The 25,562-nt window shown below is 38.4% G+C and carries 19 protein-coding genes; 10 read left to right on the top strand and 9 right to left on the bottom strand.

Translation table 11 applies throughout. The features are described from left to right. Positions 1–141: 141 nt before the first annotated feature. On the bottom strand, positions 142–2,277 hold the full coding sequence (locus CFPU101_RS09160) for an O-linked N-acetylglucosamine transferase, SPINDLY family protein (RefSeq protein ID WP_206815054.1): 2,136 nt from the start codon (positions 2,275–2,277) through the stop codon (positions 142–144). A 158-nt stretch (positions 2,278–2,435) separates the two neighbouring features. On the opposite strand from CFPU101_RS09160, the gene CFPU101_RS09155 reads away from it, so the two are divergent. After that, positions 2,436–3,395: a ribonuclease Z gene (locus tag CFPU101_RS09155; RefSeq protein ID WP_206815053.1), complete on the top strand. Its 960-nt coding sequence runs from the start codon at positions 2,436–2,438 to the stop codon at positions 3,393–3,395. Here the strand turns inward: CFPU101_RS09155 and CFPU101_RS09150 are convergent. The 4 genes from CFPU101_RS09150 to CFPU101_RS09135 form a co-directional block, all read right to left on the bottom strand. After that, on the bottom strand, positions 3,392–3,805 hold the full coding sequence (locus CFPU101_RS09150) for a hypothetical protein (protein WP_206815052.1): 414 nt from the start codon (positions 3,803–3,805) through the stop codon (positions 3,392–3,394). The two genes, CFPU101_RS09155 and CFPU101_RS09150, sit on opposite strands and share 4 nt — an antisense overlap. A gap of 70 nt (positions 3,806–3,875) precedes the next feature. Then, positions 3,876–4,814, bottom strand: coding sequence for an ornithine carbamoyltransferase (gene argF / locus CFPU101_RS09145; RefSeq protein WP_206815118.1), 939 nt, complete (start codon positions 4,812–4,814; stop codon positions 3,876–3,878). 155 nt (positions 4,815–4,969) lie between these two features. After that, complete coding sequence (locus CFPU101_RS09140) at positions 4,970–5,467, bottom strand: HNH endonuclease (protein ID WP_206815051.1); 498 nt, start codon at positions 5,465–5,467, stop codon at positions 4,970–4,972. 70 nt (positions 5,468–5,537) lie between these two features. Continuing rightward, on the bottom strand, positions 5,538–9,350 hold the full coding sequence (locus tag CFPU101_RS09135; RefSeq protein ID WP_206815050.1) for a hypothetical protein: 3,813 nt from the start codon (positions 9,348–9,350) through the stop codon (positions 5,538–5,540). A 519-nt stretch (positions 9,351–9,869) separates the two neighbouring features. On the opposite strand from CFPU101_RS09135, the gene CFPU101_RS09130 reads away from it, so the two are divergent. The 7 genes from CFPU101_RS09130 (at position 9,870) to CFPU101_RS09100 (ending at position 17,370) form a co-directional block, all read left to right on the top strand. Further along, positions 9,870–10,388: a phycocyanin subunit beta gene (locus tag CFPU101_RS09130; RefSeq protein ID WP_206815049.1), complete on the top strand. Its 519-nt coding sequence runs from the start codon at positions 9,870–9,872 to the stop codon at positions 10,386–10,388. 87 nt (positions 10,389–10,475) lie between these two features. After that, complete coding sequence (gene cpcA, locus CFPU101_RS09125; RefSeq protein ID WP_206815048.1) at positions 10,476–10,964, top strand: phycocyanin subunit alpha; 489 nt, start codon at positions 10,476–10,478, stop codon at positions 10,962–10,964. 117 nt (positions 10,965–11,081) lie between these two features. Then, positions 11,082–11,903, top strand: coding sequence for a phycobilisome linker polypeptide (locus tag CFPU101_RS09120; RefSeq protein ID WP_206815047.1), 822 nt, complete (start codon positions 11,082–11,084; stop codon positions 11,901–11,903). A 26-nt stretch (positions 11,904–11,929) separates the two neighbouring features. Next, the gene (locus tag CFPU101_RS09115; RefSeq protein WP_206815046.1) at positions 11,930–12,811 is read left to right on the top strand and encodes a phycobilisome linker polypeptide; all 882 of its coding nucleotides are present in this window, start codon (positions 11,930–11,932) and stop codon (positions 12,809–12,811) included. A gap of 114 nt (positions 12,812–12,925) precedes the next feature. Continuing rightward, on the top strand, positions 12,926–13,162 hold the full coding sequence (locus CFPU101_RS09110) for a phycobilisome linker polypeptide (protein WP_206815045.1): 237 nt from the start codon (positions 12,926–12,928) through the stop codon (positions 13,160–13,162). Positions 13,163–13,410: 248 nt separating this feature from the next. Continuing rightward, complete coding sequence (locus tag CFPU101_RS09105) at positions 13,411–13,764, top strand: hypothetical protein (protein WP_206815044.1); 354 nt, start codon at positions 13,411–13,413, stop codon at positions 13,762–13,764. Between the two features lie 645 nt (positions 13,765–14,409). Beyond that, positions 14,410–17,370 (top strand): esterase-like activity of phytase family protein, encoded by a 2,961-nt coding sequence (locus tag CFPU101_RS09100; RefSeq protein ID WP_206815043.1) that lies wholly within the window; start codon positions 14,410–14,412, stop codon positions 17,368–17,370. Between the two features lie 186 nt (positions 17,371–17,556). On the opposite strand, the gene CFPU101_RS09095 is transcribed toward CFPU101_RS09100, so the two are convergent. Further along, positions 17,557–18,468 (bottom strand): DUF4394 domain-containing protein, encoded by a 912-nt coding sequence (locus tag CFPU101_RS09095; protein ID WP_206815042.1) that lies wholly within the window; start codon positions 18,466–18,468, stop codon positions 17,557–17,559. Positions 18,469–18,828: 360 nt separating this feature from the next. On the opposite strand from CFPU101_RS09095, the gene CFPU101_RS09090 reads away from it, so the two are divergent. Both CFPU101_RS09090 and CFPU101_RS09085 read left to right on the top strand, forming a co-directional pair. Then, positions 18,829–19,419 (top strand): sigma-70 family RNA polymerase sigma factor, encoded by a 591-nt coding sequence (locus CFPU101_RS09090; protein ID WP_206815041.1) that lies wholly within the window; start codon positions 18,829–18,831, stop codon positions 19,417–19,419. Between the two features lie 7 nt (positions 19,420–19,426). Further along, positions 19,427–20,176 (top strand): anti-sigma factor, encoded by a 750-nt coding sequence (locus CFPU101_RS09085; protein WP_206815040.1) that lies wholly within the window; start codon positions 19,427–19,429, stop codon positions 20,174–20,176. A gap of 90 nt (positions 20,177–20,266) precedes the next feature. Here the strand turns inward: CFPU101_RS09085 and CFPU101_RS25515 are convergent, their stop codons facing one another. From CFPU101_RS25515 to CFPU101_RS09075, 3 genes are read right to left on the bottom strand one after another with little or no spacing between them, the layout of a single operon-like run. Continuing rightward, positions 20,267–21,454, bottom strand: coding sequence for a response regulator (locus CFPU101_RS25515; protein WP_242577845.1), 1,188 nt, complete (start codon positions 21,452–21,454; stop codon positions 20,267–20,269). Further along, positions 21,403–22,875, bottom strand: a complete 1,473-nt coding sequence (locus CFPU101_RS25510; RefSeq protein ID WP_242577843.1) for an Hpt domain-containing protein — start codon at positions 22,873–22,875, stop codon at positions 21,403–21,405. Before CFPU101_RS25510 ends, CFPU101_RS25515 begins: the two co-directional genes overlap by 52 nt. A gap of 38 nt (positions 22,876–22,913) precedes the next feature. Further along, positions 22,914–25,532, bottom strand: a complete 2,619-nt coding sequence (locus CFPU101_RS09075; RefSeq protein ID WP_206815039.1) for a methyl-accepting chemotaxis protein — start codon at positions 25,530–25,532, stop codon at positions 22,914–22,916. Positions 25,533–25,562 lie beyond the last annotated feature (30 nt).

Raw genomic sequence — 25,562 nt, 5'->3', positions numbered from 1 at the left:
CAATGTCAAACTTTAAATTTGCTATTTCGGCAAATTCAAGCTTTAAAAAAAATTCTACCAAAAATTTTATATATTGAAGTTATTAGGTTTTGAAAAAATGGGTCGGCAAAATCTAACTTTAAATTTCGGCAAAAACAAACTTTAAATTATAGCGTGTTCCATTTCTCTTGTAAACTGTTGAGCATTCCAAAGAGGTGCAGTAGAACGAGATTTTTTAAGTTGAGTTGCAATTTTCTGGCGGAGTTTTTCATCAGTTCCGAGTTTAACGCCCCATTGAATATACTCCTCGTTTGTCCACGCTATACCGTCATCAACTCCCACATTCTTGAGAAAAGTATAACTATTTCTAGCGGCAAATTGTTCACCCACTTTAGTAACTAATGGTATCCCCATCCATAAAACTTCTAAAGTAGTTGTTGCACCATTATAAGGATAGGTGTCTAGCACAATATCAGCTATTTGTAAATTAGCTCGATGGGTTTCTTCATCTTTATCTTGTGGTAAAAATATCAGTTTTTCTGAGACAACGCCTATTTCATCGGACAAGTTCTTAAATAAGTTTTGAATAATTTCTGAGTTAGCAAAACCTTTGATGAGTAAATAACTATTAGGAACAGCTTTAATAATTTCTAATTGCAATCGAATCGTATCAGGATGACGTTTTAAACCTGATTGTACAGTTAAATAGATAATTGCATCATTGGAAATTTCTAAATCTTCCCTTCTTAGAGTTGGTGTTCCTATTTCAAAACCATCAATGGCTAAATAAGTTTTGTTTAAACGCCAGATTTTTTCAGAGTAATAATTTTGAGCATTTTCAGGTAAGACATAAGGATCAGCAATAAAATAATCAATAGCTGGTATTCCACTAGCATCCATCCCTAACCAAGTTATTTGAATAGGGGCAGGTTTAAGACACATGACTTGAGAGGTAAGGTTATAAGTTAAACTATCTAAATCAACTAATATATCAATTTCATCTGCTTGAATTTGATCGGCGACCATTTGAGGATTTCGTGGCAATTGATAACTTTTATACGCATTTGGAGAAAACCACAATTGAGTTAGGTCATCTTCTGGTTGACTAATCCCATATAAATGAATTTGAAAATTATTTTTGTCATGATATTCCATTAGCCAACGAGATAGCCATCCTACTGAATGCCGTCGAAAAGTATGCCCTAAATAGCCGATTTTAAGAGGAGTAGATTGTGTTTTTGGTTTAAAGGAGGTATATGAATAATTATTACCACTCAAAAATTGTTGGCTGTATAAATTAGAAACTTGATTTTGTAGCTGCCGTGTTTCTGATGGGTTATCTTGAAGATACAATATTGGTGTAGTCAATCCTACTAAACTTTCTTTCATTAAAGGGTGTAATTGAATTGAATTTGTTTTAAGTAAATCTTGAATTAATGTTAAATGACGTTTTGCGATCGCATCAATTTTTAGCCATTCACCTTGATTTAATAGCACCAATAAAATTTTATAATTAGCGAAAAGTTGTAAATCAGTTCGAGTGACTTTATTAAAAAAGTGCTTGGCTAAATCTAAAGCATCTGTATAATTTTTATCAATAATCTGAAACCAAAATATTTGATCGAGTAATATTATATTATCTGGCTTAAATGCTAAACATAATTTAATTAATTCACTAGCATAATGACCTTGACCAAAATCATAAGCTCTAGTTGTAGCAAGTTGTGAGATTGTTGTAATAAAAGTTTCTTGTTCAAGGTGTTTAGAACTAGCTTGAGAAAAAGAAAGAGCTTCTAAACTTGGAAAAGCTATGATTTTATTTAAAACTTGTAATAACAATTCATTGTCAATATTTTTGCTAGGCAATTCTTCTAATAAATGAATAATCTTTATGTCTTCTAACTGTTCAGGTAAAAATTGTTTTAACTGTATTTCTAGCAGGATTATGTGTAATAAATTATTGACATATTTAGGAACAATTTCTTGGATACTTCTTCTAATCAACCAACTGTTTGTAAGATTTTCTATCTGTTCTTGACAAATAGCTTCTGTTTCTAAAACTTCCACTAATTCTGTAATCCAAGCATCAATGTCTTCGGGTTCAGCTTGACTTAAGACTAAAAACCATGTTGCTTGAGCTTCTTCTTGATTATTATTTAAGAGATAAGATAAACCTAAATACCAGTAATAAGATAAAGTTTCTGGCTCTTTTTCTAACTGTTCCTCATAAAATTGGGCTACAGCGTCATATTGTCTTGTTTGTAACAACGGTTCGATTTGCGGATGCCATGCCAACATTATGTTTAACCTAAGATTTGGGTTAACTATTCTTAGTTTGCCCAAGTAGAGCGATCAGACTAACACAAAGAGCGAGTTTTTTCATGTGAACGTTATAATTTAGACACCCGTGCTTAACAACAAAAACCGATAAACTCTATTTAAACCTTCAAAAAACTGTGGAAATCACTTTTTTAGGAACCAGTTCAGGTGTTCCTACCCGTTCGCGTAATGTTTCGAGTGTTGCCTTGCGTTTACCGCAACGGGCGGAATTTTGGCTATTTGACTGTGGAGAAGGAACGCAACATCAACTACAACGGAGTGATTTACGCACTTCTCAGCTACGGCGAATTTTCATTACCCATATGCACGGCGACCATATTTTTGGTTTAATGGGACTGTTAGCCAGTTGCGGGTTAGCGGGAAGTGGTCAAGAAATTGATATTTATGGCCCCAGTGGTTTAGGGGAATATTTACGCGCTTGTGCCAAATATTCTTATATGAATATCGGACATCGCATTAATGTTCATACTGTTTCGGAGGGGGTCATTTTTCAAGATGAAGAATTTACCGTTAGCGGTGAGTTACTAAAACATCGTATTCCCGCGCATGGTTATCGTATTGCCGAGAAGGATAGACCAGGACGTTTTGATGCAGAACGGGCAAAAGCATTAGGTATTCCAGCAGGAAGAATTTATGGACAATTAAAACGCGGTGAAAGTGTCACGTTACCAGATGGTAGACGAATTCGCGGACAAGATTTATGTGGGGCAATGGAACCAGGGCGCAAAATAGCTTATTGTACTGATACCGTTTTTTGTGAAGCAGCGATTAAACTAGCCCAAGATGTTGATGTACTGATTCATGAGGCGACTTTTGCCCATCAAGATGCAGAAATGGCTTTTGAGAGGTTACATTCTACTTCAACGATGGCGGCCCAAGTTGCTTTAGCTGCTAGAGTCAAACTTCTGATTATGACTCATTTTAGCCCACGTTATGCCCCAGGCAATCCTCTAGATGTCCATGATTTATTAACTGAAGCACAGGCTATTTTTCCGAATACAAAACTAGCCTATGACTTTTTTAGTTATGAAGTTCCCCGACATCGAGATGCTAAACAATTGGCTGAACAGGTTTAAATTTTACCTAAACGTTGACGAATTTGTTGTAAGCGGTCTTGTGTATCGATGGGTGAACGGGGTAAGGGTAATTCTGTATTTGGCCAAGTCTCTAAATCATTACAAGGACACACTAAAGACGGCTGACTGGCAACTTTTAGCGGAACGGGCATCGTACACCTAGCGCAAGAACTCACATCCCATGCAGGGGATAACAGTTCTTGTATGGTTTCTTCGGTTCCTTCTAAATAACTATCACCGTTTTTTGGGTCGATGATTTGTTGCCAGACAGCTTTAAATTCGTTTGAATAGTCTTGTCCAGTATAAATAGGTTGAGGAAGCAGGGTTTGGTGACCATTTTTCAGTACAACCCGCTTACCTAACCCAAACCAATAGGCAAAATATTTTTTAACCTCTGCTTCTGCTGCCATACGTTCTCAAAATTTTTAACTTTTAATTCAATGCTAACGTGTGTCAGAACATATAGATCTCTAAAAATGGTTAGAAATTTTGCTGTTCTTTTAAACCTAGTACACTGGCTAATAAAGCTTGTTGGGCGTGCATTCGGTTTTCCGCTTGTTCCCAGACTCTAGACTGTTTTCCTTCTATCACTTCCTCGGTAATTTCTTCTCCTCGGTGGGCGGGCAAACAGTGTAAAACGATCGCATCTGAGTCGGCTTTTTTTAGTACATCTGTATTTAATTGATAGGATTGGAAAATCGGCATTCGAGACTCGGCTAAATCTTCTTGACCCATACTCGCCCAAACATCAGTATATAATGCGTGTGCACCTGCGATCGCATCTATAGGATCTTCTGTAATTAAAATTTTGCCACCACCCGATGCAGCTAAAGTAGAGGCCGTTTCGACAATGGTTGAGTCAGGGTAATAACCTTGAGGTGAAGCGATATGAACATTCATCCCCATGATAGCCCCACCTAAGAGTAAAGAATGGGCAACATTATTACCATCACCGACATAAGCAAGGGTTAAACCTTTCAAAGTACCGAAACATTCTTGTATCGTTAATAAATCGGCTAAAATCTGGCAGGGATGTTCTAAATCACTCAGGGCGTTAATAATGGGAATATCGGCATAATTAGCGAAGGTTTCTAAATCCTCTTGTTCAAAGGTACGAATGGCTAAAACGTCTAAATAGCGGTCTAAAACCCTAGCAGTATCCGAAATCGGTTCGCCGCGACCTACTTGCGTTACACTGGGATTGAGATCAATAACCTGACCGCCTAAGCGATACATAGCTACAGTAAAAGAAACACGTGTCCGTGTTGAAGCTTTATAAAACAATAATCCTAAGACTTTTTTGCAAGCGAGTGAGAGTTCACCTTTTTTCAGTTGAGTGGCTAAGTCTAATAAATCTTTAATTTCTTCTTGACTAAGGTCTGTGATTCTCAGAATATCTCTTCCTTTTAACACATCGATACCTACTCTCTTTGAGAAAGATCATATTATATCGGCTTTTGGAAAGGTCAGTGAGTATCCAATTTTAGAAAATTCCGATTTCTCTAACCTAGAAGTGATGATGAGTCTTCGAGGTCTAGCTTTCATTGCGTCTTACAATCAATCAATAATCTTTTTTAAATGCCAATCACATATTTACGCCATTCATGATTCAGATTGCCCCTTGTATGTTTTAAAAGCTCAAAATGTAGACTACTGTAAGGTTTACGGGGTTGATTAAGGAGTGTCATTCCTGCTTCTTTGGGGGTTCGGTTTCCTTTTTTGACGTTACATCTGACGCAAGCACTAACCAAGTTTTCCCAAGTATCGCCTCCACCTCTGGAACGGGGTATCATGTGGTCTAGTGTTAGATGTTCCCCCTTATAACTACAATATTGACACGTGTGGTGATCTCTTTCTAAGATGTTGCGTCGGGTTAGCGGAATTTCTTTGTAAGGGACTTTGACATAGTGACGTAACCGAATGACAGAAGGAAGAGGAAAACCCGCATACACATAATGTCCATTGTGTTCAAGTTGTTCTGCTTTTCCCTTTAGTAACAACACAACCGCCCTTCGCCAACTCGTGATATTTAGCGGTTCATAAGAAGCATTCAAAACCAAAACCTTACTCATCGGTCTTGCAAATATCTAAATTTATCCCAAATCGTAGCACAAATTACTTCGATTGTGTGGTTTATTGGCTTTAATCCCATCTATTGAATTGTTCTAAAGAATTCTGTATGAGGTTTAGCATTTGTTCCCGTCTTCGTTCAAAATTAGCAGCAACAGTAATTAACAGAATACCCACCACTAAACCAATAATCCACTTTAGCAAAGTATATTGAACACTGAGTACAATAAGTTGATAGAAAACCGTCAGCATAAAGGTAAGTGTACCCACCAATAGAAAAGCCTTAATTTTTAATCCTAAACCTACTAAAACTGTTAGTAAACTAATTATTGCTGGTGTCAGTCCTGTTTCTTGATAGAACACTAAAGCAGGGACATTAATAATACTGCTGCCTAAAATTCTTAAATAATGACGGATTTTTCGGTTATGGGATTCTTGTAGTTTGGGTTCAACTTGAGCTAGATATAAAACAGATAGTCCAATGGCAGATGTATAGTAAAAAATATCAGTTAGATTTTGTCTATCTAAGAACCGAAAATCGAGCCAATTAAGAATAACTACAGTGATATAACTCCAGCGTATTGTTCTTTGATGGAAGGCTAAATAAATATAAAAACCTGCAATGGCAAATAAACTAAAATTAGAAATTTCTGAAAAGGTGAGAACAGCCGTAATCAGCGATACACTATAAGCAACATTGCGCCAAGCTTTAAGATGCCATCCCCATCTAGCCCAAGGAAGATTATAAATGATTAGAGCGATGATGACAGAACTCAAGCCAAAATAAGGATCTAATATTTCTAATTGTTGCCAAATCCAACGAGCAAAAATAACGGTAAGATAAATATCAAAGAAGCCTAGATAAACCCATCGATTTTTTAAAGTTGTATAACGTGCTTTAAATAAGGCATAAATAGAAACTATCAAGGTAAGACAAAAAAGAATACTATTAGGGTAAGATTGAGGAACTAAAAAGACAGCACTGATTAAAGCTAAGATTTTAAGGATCATAGAAATTCCCCAGTTGATCTCAGCAATTCTTTCTAAAATTCCTAAAGGGATATGACGAATTGCTTCAAATTGTCTTGTTCTGCTTGACCAGATGAATAATCGATAAATACAAGCTAAACCTACTTGCATTAAACTTAAACTAATTAACTCATTGGCTAATGAATAGTTAATGTTTTTCCACAATTGATAAATAATGATTTCGTGAAAGGCTAAAGTAATACCAAATAAAGATAAATAAATTAAAGCTTTATTTAGAGGAAAGCGACTACTGACGCATAACCCAACAATCGCCACGCCTAAAGTTAATATACCTGTATAACTTGTAAACTCTCCAAATCGCCAAAGTATTACCATTCCTGCAAATAATAAAGGTGAGATCTGTAAACTCTTCAATTGTCTAAATCTTGGAGACTGAGAGAATAATAAACGAGTTAAATAAAAACTAACAAAAGCTAAAAATAGATTAATGGCAGAAATTACTAATTTTGAGCCATTAAATAAATAAACACTTTCTATGACTACAAATTCAATAGATAAAAGCGAACCATAAACAGCGATTTCTAAGGGTTCTTTCCAATAACGATAAACTAAACTAAATGCGATTAAAATAGCTGTTGCAAGCCAGTGCCAAGATGTATTAAATTCATTGAAGATTAATAAAAAAGTATGTAAAGTAAATCGAAATAACTCAAAAATACAAAGAACACTAGCAATTTGCTCTAATGCTATAGTATAAATTGATGATATTCTATTTGATCGCTGTTTAATCCAATTTTTAATTAACCATAAACAAGTGAGATAAATTCCACTGAATAAAACCCACTCTCGTAAAAAGAAAGCTGTGATTATATTTCCTTCTATCAACCATTGTTCAAAAATCCAACAAGTTCCCAGAACAAAAATTAATAGAATAGGTAGTCTTGCTGTAAGTGGACGTTTGTAGTAAAAACTATTAATAATCATTACTCCTGCAGAATATCCCAAACTTATTAATCTAATACTAGGTTGCCAAAGCGTTAAAAACTGTGCAAAAACAAAAGAAAAACTACTGAATAAAGCTGCTTGTCTACTGCGTTTTTTTCGCGTTATGATTGCAATAATTGTTAAAAAGCTTGGAATAAATAGCCAGGCTATAATACTATATTGCTTTATTCCTTGAGCAAAATATTGATTTAATGAAAATAGAAAAGACCAAAAACTAAAGATGGATAAAATAAATCCAAAATGCCAACTACTTAAAAATAACCATTGTTTTTTATTGCGAGGTAATAACGGTTTATAACGCAGACTATTTAACCACTCACCAACTGTTAATAAAATTAAAAAATAGCCCCACTGAGTTAAATTTAGAGAGCTAAAACGCCAATCAATCCAAGAGATAATAGTCAGCAAACCAAGTGCATGAGTAAAATAAATTAATGGAACTCTTAAAGAACGAGATGAGATTACATAAACCAGTGTACTTGTAGAAAGTAATAAATTTAGCGATCGTCCTGCAATTGATTCTAAACTTACACTGGTTAAACAAATACTTAAACCGAGAGTTAACCATTCTCCAAAACTAGCTAATTTTGGTTTTTCTTGACGATCTAGCCAACCTGTAAACCAAACCCAAAGTAAAATATAGGGAAAGTAAGTCAGACTATAAATTGATAGAGAATAGTCTGGAGTTTGACTAAACTGCAACCAAATGTTATTAATATTCTTTCGGATTTCAATCGGGATTAAATCTTCTATCAAAAACAAACTTTGAAAACCAATAATGAATAAAGCGAATAAATTGATTAATTTCCAATTTGTGCGTAATTTTTCCCAAAAATAATGTAAACCTAATGCGGTAATTCCTAATGCTTGCCAAGTTACACCATTAAAGAAAGCAATGACCCAACCGTAAATCAGTAAAATAAAACCGACAATATCTAAAACTTTATCTAAAAGAGTAACTTTTTCAGTTTGTTTTCTAAGCAACCATCCGCAAAGACTAATTGCTAAACCTAATGAGGCTAAAGATAATTTGACAAAAAAGATTCCTCTAATTAATAAAATGGATAATCCATAGATTAGTAAAAATTTGCTAAAGTTATTTCTTTTAAGTTCGTTTGTCTTCAAAAATGTTAAATGAATCGCCGTTAAAACAGTTCCAAAATAAATAGCCGAAATAGAAAATATTGTATTTAGCCAACCCCAATGTAAAAGATTTAAAACAATATAGTTACCTTGTCCAATGAGATTATAATTAGTCTGACGAGAATAATAATAAATTCCTAATAAACTAAGAGTTGCAGTAAGAATAATTCCACTTCCTAAACTTTGTTGCCATAATTGAAAAGTATCCATAGCCCAAAAATTAAGCGGTATTAGAAATAATGTAATAGCTTGTAAAGTTTGTGAAGTCAGTTGCAAATTATTTTGTCGTTTTGACCAAAAACCAATCAACCAAAAGACTAAGGTATAAGACCAGAGAATTAAATATTGTTCAATAGGCGAAAAATTTTGCCATTGTCTAGCGGCTAAAACGCCAGATGAAACAATGACTAGAAATAAGCCTAAAAACAATAACCAACGTAAACTTAATTCTTCTCGAAAAGAAGTAATGAATTGACTGAAAAAAGTTTGAATAAGATTTGTTCGGATTTTAGATGAAGTTGATTGAGTTACACTTTCTGACTCAACAACCTGTAGCGAATCAACAGAAGATAAGCTAGTCACTGTTGGCAAAGAACAAATTAAATATTGTTGACTAATCTTTCTAACTTGCGCTTCATTAATCAAACCTAACTTTAACCATGTCTCTAAACCTTCTAGTAAAAGAGGATTAGTAGCGTTAATCCTAATTTCCAGATGAATTTTCTTTGATGATGGCTCAGGATTCATGGTACAGCAAGTCACACCAGACAGAATAATCCCTTAATCCTAATCCTGTTCTTAATCTTGCGCCTCTGCCTAAGTGTTAGATCAAAAAGTGACACACTAGCCTATCAAGTAGGTTAACATCAAGTTTCTTGACAAAAATATTAAGAAAATCTAAATTTTTGAGAAGAAACTACCAAATGACCCTCCTCGCCTTTAACTTAGTGTTTACATTTCTTTACACAAGAACAGCAAAAAACTTAACAAGACGTAATAGATCAAGACACGATAGCAGTGTATAAAAATTATTTGAGGGGTAAAAATAACAATCAACGTTAAACAAACTAAATGTTTGTCCCCTTTTCGAGGTTTATGAGACAAAGGTAAAGTTTTTTTAGGATTTGTTACAACAAACTGAGAAAACGATCAAAAAAACCTTTAAAATAGTCTCTCAGGTACACCAACCAAGTGACCTAAAAAGCTAAACCCCTAAAAGGGGATCAATTCAAATAATCAATTAAAGTCAAGTAGGAGATAGATCCAATGTTTGACGCATTTACAAGAGTTGTTGCTCAAGCTGATGCTCGTGGTGAATACTTAAGTTCCAACCAACTCGATGCACTGACCAAAATGGTTGCAGAAAGCAACAAGCGTATGGATTCAGTAAACCGCATCACCAGCAACGCTTCTTCAATCGTTGCTAATGCAGGTCGTTCTTTATTTGCTGAACAGCCTCAACTAATTGCTCCCGGTGGAAACGCTTACACCAGCCGTCGCATGGCTGCTTGCTTACGCGACATGGAAATCATCTTACGCTATGTAACCTACGCTACCTTCACAGGTGATGCTAGTGTACTCGAAGATCGTTGCTTAAACGGTCTACGTGAAACCTATGTAGCTTTAGGAGTTCCTGGTGCTTCCGTTGCCTCTGGTGTTCAAAAAATGAAAGAAGCTGCTCTAGCGATCGCTAACGACCGTAACGGCATCACTCAAGGTGATTGCAGTGCGTTAATGGCTGAAATCTCTAGCTACTTTGATCGGGCTGCTGCTGCTGTTGCTTAATTTATATTAAGTAACGCCTAACTGGCATACCGCCTGTCTGTAACGTGTAGGAAAACTTTGCAAACTTAATTGGGAGATACCAACATCATGAAAACCCCCTTAACAGAAGCTATTTCTGCTGCTGATTCTCAAGGACGTTTCCTTAGCAGCACCGAAATCCAAACCGCTTTCGGTCGTTTCCGTCAAGCTAACGCAAGCTTACAAGCTGCTAAAGCATTAACCGAAAAATCAAGCCAACTCACCCAAGGTGCTGCTCAAGCAGTCTACAACAAGTTCCCCTACACCACTCAAATGCAAGGCCCTAACTACGCGGCTGACCAACGTGGTAAAGACAAATGCGCTCGTGACATCGGTTACTACCTCCGCATGGTAACCTACTGTCTAGTTGCTGGTGGAACAGGCCCCATGGATGAATACTTGATTGCTGGTATTGACGAAATCAACCGTACCTTTGAATTATCTCCTAGCTGGTATGTTGAAGCTCTCAAATACATCAAAGCTAATCACGGTTTAAGTGGTGATCCTGCTGTTGAAGCTAACTCTTACCTCGACTATGCAATTAACGCCCTAAGCTAGTCATATCTAGGGAATTAACGGCCTGGAAAGCAGGAGGTTGTTAGCAATTGGGTTAGCAATCGGCTGTTTGTCCAGGCCTTGTTATATCTATATAAACGTAACAGTTAGGTGATACTCATGAGCAGTTTAACAGCCGCCCAACGGCTAGGATATGAACCCTATGTCTCTGCTAATCCTGTAGAATTACGGGGAAACCGCACAGCAGAAGACGTAGAAGCCGTGATTCGTGCCGCTTATCGTCAGGTAATGGGCAACGATCACCTCATGTCCAGCGAACGATTAACCAGCGCAGAATCACTACTCCGCAACGGTTCGATTAGTGTAAAAGACTTTATCAGATCCTTAGCCCTTTCAGAAGTCTATCGCAATAAATTCTTCTACACCCAACCGCAAAACCGATTTATTGAGTTGAATTATAAGCATCTGTTAGGTCGTGCGCCCTACGATCAATCAGAAATTGCTTACCATACCGACTTGTATAACCAAGAAGGCTACGAAGCAGAAATCAACTCCTATATTGATTCTGCTGAATATCAAGAAAACTTTGGCGATTGGATTGTTCCCTATTATCGCGGCTTTGCCACGCAAAATGGTCAAAAAACCGTTGGTTTTAGCCGAATTTTCCAACTTTATCGAGGCTATGCAAGTAGCGATCGCACATCGGGCAACGGCACTAAATCCAAACTCGTGCGAGAAGTCGCCCAAAACTCGGCAACTCCCGTCTATATTGGCGAAACAGGAGAAGCACTATCGGGATTATCAGGAGGCGATCGCGGTAAGTTCTATCGCGTGCGAGTCATTCAAGGTGCTAAACCAGGACGTACTACCCGTGTTCGTCGTTCTAACCAAGAATATCTCATTCCTTATGAACAACTATCCAACAAACTCCAAGAAATTAGCCGTCAAGGTGGCCAAGTCGCCAGCATTACATTAGCTTAATCATCATTGAAAGGAGACTAACTAACGTGGCTATTACCACAGCAGCTTCCCGTCTAGGTACCACTGCATTTAGCGACTCCACACCTTTAGAACTCCGCCCCGACTGGACAACAGAAGATGCAAAAGGCATCATTCGGGCCGTTTACCGTCAGGTGTTGGGTAACGATTATATCATGGAGTCCGAACGGCTCAAAAGTGCTGAATCACTTTTAACCAATGGTTCGACTTCAGTTCGTGACTTTGTTCGTGCCGTCGCTAAATCTGAATTGTACAAGAAAAAATTCTTTTATGGCAATTTTCAGACCCGCGTCATCGAACTAAATTACAAGCATCTGTTAGGTCGTGCGCCCTACGATGAATCTGAAGTCATTTATCACCTCGATTTATACGAAAGTCAAGGATATGACGCGGATATCGATTCTTATATCGATTCTGATGAGTATATCGAAAACTTTGGTGAAAATATAGTCCCTTATTATCGTGGTTTTGCGACTCAAACTGGACAAAAAACCGTCGGTTTTACGCGGATGTTCCGTTTGTATCGGGGTTATGCTAACAGCGATCGCTCTCAAATTGAAGGTAGCACCACTCGTTTAGGTACAGAATTAGCCCAAAATGCGGCTTCTGCGATTATTGGGCCTTCGGGTAATAACAACGGTTGGGCATATCGTCCATCTAAAGCAGGAAATACACCGACTAAAGCATTAGGTGGTAACGTAGCGTTTGGGGATGTCGGCAAACTCTATCGCGTAGAAATTGCCGCCATTAGCAAACCTGGCTATCCCAGTGTCAGACGCAGTAGTAAGGCTTTGATTGTCCCTTATGAACAACTCAACAACACCTTACAACAAATCAACCGTCTCGGCGGAAAAGTAGCGAGTATTACGCCCGCTAGTCTCGACGCTTAAAAGATGAGGAGGTAAAAGCCGCTAAAAACGGTCTTTTATCTCCTTATTTATCGATATAAGAATTGAGCCTAATACTTGATTATTGCTTAAAACTCACCAGGAGAAAAGAAAATTATGCTAGGTCAAGCTGCTATGGTAAGTGCAGATAGCAACCCCTCTGCAAGTCGCGTCTTTGTCTACGAAGTCGCAGGACTTAAACAAAATGACGAAAATGATAAGAATAGTTATCAATTTCGTCAAAGCAGTAATGTTTTTATTAAAGTTCCTTATAACCGCATGAACGAAGAAATGCGCCGCATCACTCGTATGGGTGGCACGATCATTAATATCCAGCCTTTGAATGCTGAATAATTCCAATTTTCAAGAGTAGAGACGTTTCGGAACGAAGCGTCTTTACTGCTTTTTGAGCATAAAAAAATCGAAATGTCAAGATTTATTAAATTTTATTCAAGATAAAAATGCTCTTTTTGACCAAGCAGAATACAACCTTGGTGAGAGGAATAAACCTAAAGTGAACCGTTAATCTAAACAGGTGTGGAAAAAAAATGATTGGTTAAAAACTAACTAATACAACTTGTAACCATTAATGGAGTATCACAATGAGAAATCTAATTTCTTCTTTTAAAAAACGTTTGATTGCAGCTACTTTACTTGCGGTGCTACTTGTGGCAACCAATATCAATTCAGCACAGGCTAAAGAACCAATTGGCGAAAGAATTGGCGATCAATTACACGAAACCAGTGTAAAATCGGAAAGACCTAAAACAACGGGTGAATTTAAAGCGGAAGCAGATGGGGATGTACCTTTAGGTGAACGAGTCAAAAATATCACTAGAGATTCAGCAGAAGCCTTTGGGCAATTTGGACAAGGAATTACCACCAGTATTAAAGAAACCGCCAAAGAAGTAGGCGAAAATGCTAAAGATGCGGGTCAAGATATTTCTAATCGTTAAACATTCATATCATAGTTAAAACTTGATCTGACAAGGGCGAGAAATCACAGGCTCATCCATTTGTCAGAAATGAGATACCATTTTAACCCCTTTCTACAAAAAAAGAGAAAGGGGTTAAAAATATTTTAAGTTAATCTCTCTTAGTATTGCCTATGCTAAATCTGATTGATAGGACTTTTTAAATAAGTGTAGGGGTTTGGTCTTTCTATCACTTTTTTATAGGATTTAGAATTATTCCTTAAGATAGTTGCCTAGTATTACATAATACATAACAATTGAAAGTTTAAAATTATTGATAATCATATTCATTTTTTGACATAAACATCATCTCATAATGTAAACCAGAAATTAATAAATTGATATCCTTTTTTTAACCTCCATTTTTGATTTTTATGAGAAGTTAGTAAATGTAAAAGATGACTTTTTAGGAAAAACAGAAGTAATGGAGAGTCTTTAGTAATCAATTACATTTCGAGCTATTTTGCTCTATACCTTATTGAAAGTCTAGTCTCAGGAATTGCTCGTTAGTCAAGCATCCTGAAACTTGCTAATAGTTAAGTTGGTAAAAATATGCTTGATTGACTAAAAAACTGCTGTCTTTCTTAAAAAAGTCATCAAGACATTTTCCCATAAGAGTAAAACAAGATGACGATTATTCATGGACGAACCGATACACCTGCATATATTTTTAATCTTGGGGGAGAATGGAGCAACTTAACTCCAAGCGAAACCCTTACTGGTAGTGTTGAATTAATCGGTTTTGCTTCCCTACCTGCTGATACCTTTGCTCCTGGCCCATCATCGGGTAATTTTATTGACACCGAAAATCGTGAGACACCTTTTACTAGCCAACCTGTACAGGGTTTTAGTGGCGTACAATTTACCAATGATGGAAATTACTGGTTTCTCTCCGATAACGGTTTTGGTGCAAAATCCAATAGTGCTGACTTTCTACTAAGAATCTATAAAGTCGAGCCAGATTTTAAAACGGAAACGAATGGGACTGGTGAAGTTGAATGGACAGATTTTATTCAACTAGGCGATCCTAATAATTTAATTCCTTTTGATATTGTTAATGAAAATACCGACGATCGCTTGCTTACAGGTACCGATTTTGACGTAGAATCGCTCGTCATTGCTGATGATGGCACCATCTGGATCGGCGATGAATTTGGCCCCTATCTACTCCATTTTGATAGTAATGGCGTTCTGTTAGATGCTCCGATTGCTACCCCTAATATTACCAATCTGAATACCCTAGAAGGTCAGGAACCTTTAGTTATCGGTCATCGTGGAGCTAGTGGCGAGTTACCAGAACATACCCTAGAAGCTTACAAAAGAGCTATTGAACAAGGGGCAGATTTTATCGAGCCAGATCTTGTCAGTACTAGCGATGGCGTTTTAATTGCCCGTCATGAACCAATTCTTGCTCAAGTAGAACTTGATGAAAATGGTGCAATTAAGTTAGATGCTCAAGGAAGTCCGATTGTTCTATCAGCAACCACTAACATCGCTACCTTAGCTGAATTTGCCGATCGCGTCACCATTAAAATGCTGGATGGTACTCTAATTGGTGGATGGTTTGCCGATGATTTTACTCTAGAAGAAATTAAAACTTTACGGGCGCGTCAACCTCGTTCCTATCGCCCTCAAGAGTTTAACGACTTGTACGAAATCCCAACTTTAGATGAAATCATTGATCTTGTCCAACAAGTAGAAGCTGAAACGGGTCAAACAATCGGTATTTATCCCGAAACCAAACACCCAACTTACTTTGATGATTTGGATCTATCTTTAGAGGAAAATCTAGTCGAAACTTTGTTAGATCAAGGGTTTACCGATCCCGATCGTATTTTTATCCAGTCGTTTGAAGTCGCCAACCTCTTAGACCTCCAAAACAACCTTTTAGCAGGAACTGAACTAGAAAAGACACCTTTAGTACAATTGTATGATGAATTCCATGTTCAACCCTACGATATTGTTGCAAATTTTAGTGATCCGAATTTTGATCCAATTGCGGTTTATGGCAGCAATGTGATCACTGCTGAAACGAACTACGGTGATTTGATTAACCAAGAAGGTGATGATAGCCAAAACCTCCTATCAGATTTTGTTGCTAACTATGCCAGTGGGATTGGCCCTTGGAAACGAACTTTTGTACTAACCGAACCTTTAGCTACACCCGTTGATGGTAATAGAGATGGGGTTGCAGAAATTAGCGAACAACTGACAGGGGAAATCTTACCCGTAATTGAAGATGCCCATGCAGCAGGGCTACAAGTCCATCCCTACACCTTCCGCGATGAAGAACGTTTCCTTGTCCTCAACCCAGATGGAACCCCACAAACGGCCGAACAAGAATATCAACAGTTTATTCAACTAGGAGTAGATGGCTTTTTTACTGATTTTCCCGCAACGGGCGATCAAGTACGAGATCAAATTGTTGCGGATCAAGTTCGCTCCCTGAGTAATCCAGATGTACTAGCTGGAACGGCTGTCGCTAATCTGGCTAATTCTAAAGGTTTTGAAGGAATGGCTTATAGTCCAGACCGCCAAACCCTTTATCCAATACTTGAAGGCGTAGTGACAGGCGATCGGGCTAATGCTTTACGGATCTATGAATTTGACGTAGCAACTCAAACCTTCGCTGATCAATTGGTGGGTTACTACGGATTAGAAAATGCCAGTCATGCGATCGGTGATTTTACCCCGATCAACGAAACCGAATTTCTAATCATTGAACGGGATAATGGACAAAGTACAGCAGCCCAGTTCAAGAAAATTTATAAGATTGATATTTCCCAAACGGATCAAAACGGTTACGTCCAAAAAGAAGAATTGGTCAATCTGCTGAATATTGCTGATCCTAACGATCTCAATGGCGATGGTAGTCAACTTTTTACGTTTCCCTTTGTCACCATTGAAAACCTGATCATTCTAGATGAAACCACCCTACTGGTTGCCAACGATAATAATTATCCCTTCTCCATTGGTCGTGGGTCTGACATCGACAACAATGAAATCATTACCCTCAAATTAAGCGAACCACTCAATCTTGATCCACGACTAGGAACCCCTGAAACACCACTTCCATCGACCGCTTATGGAACACCAGGTAATGACACATTTGATAGTGTTAGACCTGATGCTAAAAGATTTGTCGGCGAAGGGCAAATTCTCTTTACAGGTAGTGGTGATGATACCGTCGATGTCACTTTTGCTATTGGTGGCAACCGAATTGACCTCGGTAGTGGTGATGATATTCTGTTTGCTGGTGCTAATAACCGCATTCTGGCAGGTTCAGGCAATGACACCCTATTTGTTGGTTCAGGTGGCGGCAATAATCTAATAACAGGGGGTTTAGGAGTAGATCAATTCTGGATAGTTACTGACGAAGAGGATCTCAGCGATCAAGAGAATATTATTACTGATTTCACGGCAGGTACTGATGTCATCGGTTTTGCTAATACCAATCTAACCTTTAATTCGTTAACCATAACTCAAAACGGGGCTAATACAATTCTTAACGCATTAGGGCAAAACCTAGCGATCTTGCAGAACATTCAAGCAGCGAATTTGAGTGTAAATGATTTTGCTTTTGCATGAACTTGACTCGTAGCATTCAAGGCTGACACTTTGAATGGCTGTTTACTGAAAGCTTTCAAGCCTCTTTGTCATTGTGTTAGGTTACTTTCGCTTCTCAGTATCTTCACCGTAGTTTGTCCTTATTTCATCCGTTAAAATATTTATTTTTAGACCGCTATATACCTCCTAGCGGTCTATTTAGTTAAGCTACTTAAGACGACGGCGGAAACGAGTCATCACGCCAAAAGTCAAAAAACCGAGTAAAGCACCAATTGTACTAGGCTCTGGAACAGTTCTAGCAGCAAGTCCAACAATAGTGACGTTACCGTTACCGATCGTACCCACTGTAGTAGCAGCACCAGTAGATAAGTTGATGGTGTATAGACTTGAGCCAGAAGCAGCGAAAGCCATGTTAGTGATGTTGTTCCCCTTTTGAGTTGAGAGAATATCAAACCCCCCAGTCGAACCAAAGTCAACGCCAAGGGAACCTACTGTATTTAGGGTGCCAGCATTAGGAGGATTCTGTTGGACTAAGATGTCAAGACCAAAGTCAATCCCGAATAGCTCAGTTGTGCGGTTTGGGGCAGGGGAGGGCGAAAACGAATTGGTATAGGCCGCGGCGGTAAGATTTGGCTCAACTCCGACGTTAACATCTCCAGTGCCATAGGCAAGTGTTCCATCAACAGTAGTTGCACCTGTAGCCACATCAACGCGTAGGTTCTGGTTATTGCTACCAACAATCCGCAGGCGATCGGGGACTGGATTAAAATCGATACCTGACTCAAATCCAGAAGTGAATGCAGTGGAGAGAGAACTTACAAAAGTAGCAGCACCTGTAGCAGTGTTAATCGTATAAATATTGCTGGTGTCCGTAAGACCATAAAGCTGATTATCGGCTGGACGAAAGTCAATTCCTAGCAAATTGCCAGTAATTCCAGTTACAGAGCGAGTCTGAGTTTGACTGGAATTATTGGAGTCGAATAAAAATAGATTATTGTTGTTGTCTAGACCGATCAACTGGATACTAGAGGCATTGGAGGATTGAGCAGTAGCGAGTAGCGTAAACACTGTGGCTACCGCTAGTGCAGCAATACGTTGACTGTTCTTATCGAGTTTCATGGGAACTTTTCCCTCCGTAAGTGAAATGCTTAACTAAAGGAGGCATTCAAGGGGACTGAAATAAGCGTCTTTAGCTTAGATAGTTAGGCTTCTGCCTTAAAAAAATGAATGCCGATTCACTGATTAACAGCTTTAGTACAACTACGGAGGAGATGCTGCTACAGATTTATTTCAAGTCTGAATTGCAATCTTTCTTAACAATTTCTCCTGATCAACACTGATCAGAAAACCGATCGGCTTGCTCATTCGTATTATCTTAAAGGCTATAAAAAGGCACTTTGCTAATGATGAACTTAGCTACGTTATTATGATTGGGCATCGCTTTTCTAATGATGGTTTTAAGTCTACTCTTCAAAAGATATGAATTCTGACGACTCTAGCGACAATCCGACACTTCCAATATCGCCAACAGATACAGAGTTATTCGAGTCCCTAAAAGCTGGACAAATTTCGGCTTTAGACACTTTTTATGACCGCTATGGAAGGCTTGTGTATGGATTAGCACTTCAGATCTTGAAAAATTCTCAAGAAGCAGAAGATTTGACCCAAGAGATTTTCTTGGCACTCTGGCGTAAAGAACAGTACGATCCGTCTCGCGGCTCTGTAAGTAGCTTTCTAACTACTATGACTCGTTGTCGGGCGATTGATAAACTTCGCTCTCGCGGTGCTTTTCTTAATTTTCTTGAGCGATGGCGTAGAACCCAACCTACCGAAACCTTTACGAACACTCCATTTGAGCGAGCCTCTTATGCTGAACGTTCCCAGCAAGTTCAAAATGCCTTAGCGCAGCTTTCGCCAAACCAGCGTCAAGTCTTGGAGATGTTCTATTACGAAGGTCTTACTTATACAGAAATTGCTCAACGGCTAAAGATCCCCCTAGGAACCGTCAAGACTCGCTCCCGCCTCGGATTATTGAAGCTAAGACAAACCCTAGAAGATTTTGTGAGATAGTGGCATTATGACTGAATTTTTACCTCCAGAACAGTTAGAAGAATTAATGGTTGGTTACGTTCTTAACGATCTCAGCCCCGAAGAAGCACAGAGGTTAGAGCAACTTTTGGCAGAGAATCCTCAATTGTCTATAGAAATTAATCGTTTAGAAGAAGCTTTGGGACTCTTGCCCTATGCCCTCCCAGAAGTAGAACCCCCTCCTCATCTTCGTTCAACTATTCTTCAGGCGGCTGTTGCTCAAACTAATCACCGCCATCCCTTACGCCAGCGATCTTCCTTATCGTGGTACAAAATTGCTAGTGGTATCGCTGCTCTATTAGTATTGGTTTTGGGCTTAGACAATTACCGTCTGCGGCAAACCCTAAAAGCTACTCAACCTGTTAAAAAACAGTTTGAAACTCTTACTTATTCTCTTGAAAGAACAAAAGCGGCTGAGGTGGCTGAGGCTAAAGTAGTAGTTAACCCAAATAATCTCGAAGCTGAACTGACCATAAAAAATCTACCTCCTTTGCCACCAGGAAAAGTTTATGTTTTATGGACAGTGCTTGAGCAAGATGCCCCTTACACAACTGACAGCAAAGGAGCTATCCTAACAGAAGCATTTGTTGTTGATGCTCAAGGAACTGTTTCTCAAACTTTTACGGTTCCTCGAGTTTATCGTTCTAAGGAATTGATTTCAAAAATTGCTGTAACAGTTGAGGATGCTGCCTCACCGCAAACACATAAAGGTTCACCAATCTTGCTTACGGATTTATAATTCTTACTTTTCAGGTTATGTTACAAAATTTTAGTAGTATTAAAAATGTAGTAAAAACTTAGTGATTGACTTGATTAGTTTGGCAAAAAATTAAGTTTTTTGCTCCGATAGCAAGACTTCAACAGTTGTTAATAATTCCTGTGCTTGAATGGGTTTACCTAAATAAGCACTCGCCCCAAGTTGCATCGCTTGTTGAATATGTCGATCGCCTGTCCGAGAAGTTGCCATAATAATTGGAAGATTTCGCCATTCTGAGTTAGAACGGATTTGCTGTAAGAGTTCAAAGCCATTAACACGAGGCATTTCTACATCAGAAATCACTAAATGAATTTCATCACTATGTTGAGCAAGTCGATCAAGTGCTTCTTGTCCATCTCTAGCCATTAAAGTTGTATACCCCACCCGTGTCAGAATTCGTTCTAATAAGCGTCGCGTCGCCACAGAATCTTCAACAACCAAAATCGTCGGTGTTTTAACTTTAGTTTTGGGCGTTGATTTAAGCGGTATCAATGAATTATTGATCACAAAAGCTTCAGGTAATAAAACGGGTACGATTTCCCCATTTCCCAAAATCGTACAGCCCGCTAAGTAAGGGGGTGTAATAATCGTTTGATCAAAAGGTTTAATAATTAATAAACGTTCACCAATTAAACTATTGACAGAAATAACAAAAGGTGTAGCTGAACCAGCAACCACTAAAGCGACACGAGGGTTAATTGATTCTAATGGTAACTGAGGACAGGGTAATAATTCATTTAGAGAGATGATGGGTAAAACCTGTTCGCGCCAAGTTACTGTAGTATGGCGATCATCAAGCCAATTTAATTCATGATAGGGCATCGATTCAAGAATACTTAAACTCGGCAAAGCGATCAAACGTTGTTCGAGTTGCACCAAAGACAGAGACATTAAACTTAAATTAAGCGGTAACTTTAATGTAAATGTTGTCCCTTGATTCGCTTGCGTTTTAACTTGTACCGTACCTCGCAAACGCTGAATCTGCGTCCGAACAATATCCAAACCGACACCGCGACCTGATAAATCATTAATTGTTTGAGCCGTTGAAAAATGAGGCTGAAAGATCCAATCTAGAATTTGTTCGCTTGAATAATCCTCAAAGGTAGACTCAGGGTTACAAAGACCTTGCTCTTTAGCTTGTTGATAAATGCGAACTAAATTAATACCTTGCCCATCATCTTTTAATTGAATCATCAAAATATTATTTTCTACTTTAGCTGAAAGTAGAATTTGTGCGGTTTCTGATTTGCCAGTTGCCAAACGATCCTAACCGATTCGATGCCATGATCAAAGGCATTATTGAGTAAATGTGTCAAGGGGGTCTGTAAATTTTCCAGTACCACTTGATCAACTAAAGTATCATCTCCTTCAATTACTAAATCGACGGATTTTCCATAGCGTCGATTAAGGCTTTGCAGTTGCGGGATAAAGCGTTGCGCTAAAAGACGAAAAGGAACTAAACGAGATTGAGTGAGTTGATGATAAAGTCCATCTAAATTATTTTCAGATTGCTGTAAATTTTCAGCAAAATCATGATTGATTAAGTCTAAATCAAAGCGTGTTTCTTGAATCCTTAAGATTAATTCCTGAAAGGTTTGTAAACTACTGTGTAAGTCAGTATAGCGATCTAATTCTAGAGCATCAAAATCGAGTTGTGAGGTACTTTGAGCAGGAAAGATACTTTTTGAGTAAACAGGAGTTAGAGCAAGCTGATCATATAATAATTGTATTTGCTCTCGAATCGGTTCAAAAACCTGTGATAAATCCTTTAAACGTTGGTTAGCCTGTTGTAATTGCTCTTGTTGTAAACGGAGACGTTCCCGCGTCAAGATCAGTTCTTCGACATGATAAGTCATTCCTTCTAATCGTTTTAGAGGAACGCGGACTTGTGAAAGAATTATTTTTTCTTCTTGTGGAACAGGAGACGGGTTAACAACGGGGTCGGGTGCTAAAACCTCTATTAAATATTGATCTCTTAAAGACCGTAATTGACTAAGAATTTGTTGAGAAATCGCTAAAGCTTCTTCGGGTGTAGCCTCAGCTAAAACCAGTTCTAGGGGTTCAATTTCGGCAACTAGCCAAGGTAAATCGAGAGTTTCACCTAATAAAAGACATTGATCAAAAAAGGTGGTTAGCACATCAGTGATCACATCGGGTGCATCAGCAGGTGATAAAGCCTCAACACTGGTCAAACACGCTTCTAAATCTTGAGTTAGTGCTTTTTGAATCAGGGTGAGTTGAATTGAATTTAAAGTAGGGTTCGGCTCGGTTGTAGATACTTCCGATTCAGTAGGTGTAAAGGAGGCTAAAATTTCTAAAAGAGCAAAATCAGCCTCAATTACTTGATCCATACGAGCATGATTCAAGATATTAGCCACTTCAAAAACGCCCCACTCTAAGAGAGTCCAGCTTTCAGCGACATCGCTTACCTGTTGCAGTTGAATCGCTTGTAGAAGATCTTCGAGACGATGGGCTAACTCTCTTAAACTGGGTAGTTGCGCTAACCCCGCACCACCTTTGAGAGAGTGGGTCGCTCGGAGTAATTCGATAAAATTCGGATCATGGCGATTCTGTAAACCCGTTTCTAAGGCTTGTAAATACTCTGGGGCATCTTCTTCTAAAAAACAGATTCTAGCCTCTTGGGTCATTGCGGCCAGAGTTGCTTCATCTAACTGAATCATAGGAATTTAGGGCAAGATCATTAAATAAATTAAAAGAATTAGGACTGCAACTGGAACTGAGCGATCGATGATTGCAGTGCTTTGGCTTGTTCGACCAAGGTTTGTAATGAGTTCACCACATCTTGCGCTTCTAATGAGGTTGTTATCGCGATCGCGCTCACATCTTCCATCGTTTGATTCACCTGTTGTGATGCCTCAGTTTGCATCGTGGTACTACTCGAAATTTCTTGGAGATAGGTGTCGATTTGTTGGCTAGTTGCGGCAATTCCTTGTAAAATCTGTTTCGTTTGTAAAGCGAATTCTGTACCTGTCACAACCGCACTCGTACTTTGTTCCATTGCTTGTAATACGGTCGCTGTCTCTTGCTGAATATTGTAAATTAGGTTTTGAATTTCTTTAGTTTGTTCCGTCACTCGGTCAGCCAAACGACGAACTTCTTCAGCAACAACCCGAAAACCTTGTCCATTTTCGCCCGCCCGTGCTGCTTCTACAGAGGCATTAAAAGCCAGTAAGTTCGTTTTTTCGGAAATTCCTGAAATAATTTCGACAATTTGCGAGATTTCTTGCGACGATTCAGCAAGATGTTTCACTTTTTTGGCGGTACTAGCGACGGTTGTCCGAATCGTTTCGATACTATTGACGGTTTTATCCATTGCTAAATCGCCTTCAGTGGCTTCTGAGGAGGCTTGACGAGCAATTTTAGCGGCTTCGGTGGCTGATTCTGCAACGGTTTGGATTGATGTATTGATCTCTGCAACGGTTTGTAAGGCTTGATTAATTTCACCCGATTGTGTAGAAGCGGCTTCGGATAAATGACGGACTGACGTTGAACCGTTTTGCGAAAGTTCATTCATTTGGTTAGAGACGACTTGAACCTGCAAGACTAAATCCCGTAGTTTGCTAATGGTTGTATTAAATGCGTCGGCAATTGAGCCAACAACACCCTCAGTCACTTTTCCTCTAACCGTTAAGTTTCCTCTTTGTGCCTCTTCAATTTCAAGAAGTAATCTTACGACTTCTTTTTGTAAGCTTTCTTTCTCTTGGCGTTGTTTATTAGCTTCAAATTCTTGTTGTTTAGCTTGTTCGGCGAGGGAACTTTCTGAGATAACAATGTTATCCGCTAATGTGTTAAAAGTATTCGTTAATTGACCGATCTCATCTTGGGAAAAAGCTTCGGCTCGTTTTTGACGATCGCCAGATGCAAAGGCTTCGGTAACTTTCTGTAATTTTTCAATGGGATTAACGATCGTGCGTGCTAATAAATAGATTAAAGCAAGACCGAGAGCCAATGCTAAAGCTAAAACTAATCCTTGTAGGGCTAAACTATTGAAAATCAGTGCATTTAAACCCTCTTCAGAAGTTCCGCGTACTAAAACTGCCACTGGTACACCGTGATTGTCTCTGACTGCTTTAGCGGCTAGAGTATAGGGTTTATTGTTTAGCTTGGCTCTCCCTGTGACAATTTGACCGTCTTTTGCTGTAATCGCCTCCTTTAAAATGGGATTGTTAGAAATGGTTAGATTATTAGTATCCATTTGCGCAGAATTAGCTTTAACTACAGAGGTCACTAATTTAAAAGTTTGATTGGGTTGAGCTAAATAAACGGCACTATATCCACTCTCAAAAGCATTAACCGTATTAGTTGCAATCGGCGATTTAACAATATCTCCAGAAATTAAAGCCCCAACAATCTGGGAATTTAAAGCACGAACGGGTGTTACTACATAGCGAATAACAAAATTAGGTTTAGTTGCTGGATCGATTCCTAATTCTTGCGCTCGAAGTTGAGCCAAACGAGGACTATCTTTAGCCAATTCATTATAAGAAATGGTTTCTGTACTGATGATTTGTTCACCCGATGATAAGGCTTTTGTTACTAACTCATGTGGATCATAAAGTGTACCAAAACGCGGTAAACTAGAAGATGCTACAATGCGCTTTTTTTTATCCACTAATGTAGCAATTTCAATCTTACGATTCCATAATTCAAAGCGTAATGTACTTGTTACTGATGAGTTAGGTAAGCTATTGGATGCCGCGTTAATAACTGCTGGATTAGTGGCCATACCACCAAAACCAAAAAACATTTGATTCATCTTAACTTTGTAGTTAATCTCTAAAACGGCTAATTCAGATTTGGCTTGTTGGAGTAATTGGGCTTGACCATTATTGACGATCAGATAAGAACCGACACCAACGGTTCCTAAAACAGACAGCAATTCTAAAGGTAATAATGTTGCGAGTTGTTTTGTCCGAATGGGTAGATCATAAAACCGTTGTAGCCAACGTTGTATGAGAGGTTTTTTAGCAACTTCAGAATCAATAACTTTAGAATCAAGCGTTTCTGATGGCGCGAGAGTAAAAACACTCTCAATGGTTTCTAGTTGTTTTGTTAAAGCTTCAATGGTTTTTTGAGCAACTGCACTATAGTTCCCACTGGTATCAAGTTCGATGACTTCTTGATAGAGCGCGATCGCACCAGTTAGATCACCCGATTTTTCAAGATTACCCGCCGCTAAAATTTTATTAATACATTCATTTGCTAAATCAACACTATTATCATTAACAGGCTTTGTTTGGCTGTACATAGATCCTCGATAGGTTAGGTTAGAATCAGTTTGATTTGATAATTGAGAATTGGTTGAAGTATCTAACATGAAATTGAATCCGTAACAAAGTAAAAAATA

It is taken from the genome of Chroococcus sp. FPU101 (assembly GCF_017312365.1).
In the GTDB taxonomy this organism is placed as follows: Bacteria; Cyanobacteriota; Cyanobacteriia; order Cyanobacteriales; family Microcystaceae; genus Chroococcus.
This window is presented reverse-complemented; position numbering and strand designations above follow the sequence as displayed.

Excerpts from the sequence above, each read along its gene's own strand:
- CFPU101_RS09085 (WP_206815040.1), top strand. The coding sequence starts at position 19,427 with ATGACTGAATTTTTACCTCCAGAACAGTTAGAAGAATTAATGGTTGGT.
- CFPU101_RS09090 (WP_206815041.1), top strand. The coding sequence starts at position 18,829 with ATGAATTCTGACGACTCTAGCGACAATCCGACACTTCCAATATCGCCA.
- CFPU101_RS09150 (WP_206815052.1), bottom strand. The coding sequence starts at position 3,805 with ATGGCAGCAGAAGCAGAGGTTAAAAAATATTTTGCCTATTGGTTTGGG.
- CFPU101_RS09140 (WP_206815051.1), bottom strand. The coding sequence starts at position 5,467 with ATGAGTAAGGTTTTGGTTTTGAATGCTTCTTATGAACCGCTAAATATC.
- CFPU101_RS09120 (WP_206815047.1), top strand. The coding sequence starts at position 11,082 with ATGAGCAGTTTAACAGCCGCCCAACGGCTAGGATATGAACCCTATGTC.
- CFPU101_RS09105 (WP_206815044.1), top strand. The coding sequence starts at position 13,411 with ATGAGAAATCTAATTTCTTCTTTTAAAAAACGTTTGATTGCAGCTACT.
- CFPU101_RS09160 (WP_206815054.1), bottom strand. The coding sequence starts at position 2,277 with ATGTTGGCATGGCATCCGCAAATCGAACCGTTGTTACAAACAAGACAA.
- CFPU101_RS09095 (WP_206815042.1), bottom strand. The coding sequence starts at position 18,468 with ATGAAACTCGATAAGAACAGTCAACGTATTGCTGCACTAGCGGTAGCC.
- CFPU101_RS09075 (WP_206815039.1), bottom strand. The coding sequence starts at position 25,532 with ATGTTAGATACTTCAACCAATTCTCAATTATCAAATCAAACTGATTCT.
- CFPU101_RS25510 (WP_242577843.1), bottom strand. The coding sequence starts at position 22,875 with ATGATTCAGTTAGATGAAGCAACTCTGGCCGCAATGACCCAAGAGGCT.
- CFPU101_RS09135 (WP_206815050.1), bottom strand. The coding sequence starts at position 9,350 with ATGAATCCTGAGCCATCATCAAAGAAAATTCATCTGGAAATTAGGATT.
- CFPU101_RS09100 (WP_206815043.1), top strand. The coding sequence starts at position 14,410 with ATGACGATTATTCATGGACGAACCGATACACCTGCATATATTTTTAAT.
- cpcA (WP_206815048.1), top strand. The coding sequence starts at position 10,476 with ATGAAAACCCCCTTAACAGAAGCTATTTCTGCTGCTGATTCTCAAGGA.
- CFPU101_RS09130 (WP_206815049.1), top strand. The coding sequence starts at position 9,870 with ATGTTTGACGCATTTACAAGAGTTGTTGCTCAAGCTGATGCTCGTGGT.
- CFPU101_RS09110 (WP_206815045.1), top strand. The coding sequence starts at position 12,926 with ATGCTAGGTCAAGCTGCTATGGTAAGTGCAGATAGCAACCCCTCTGCA.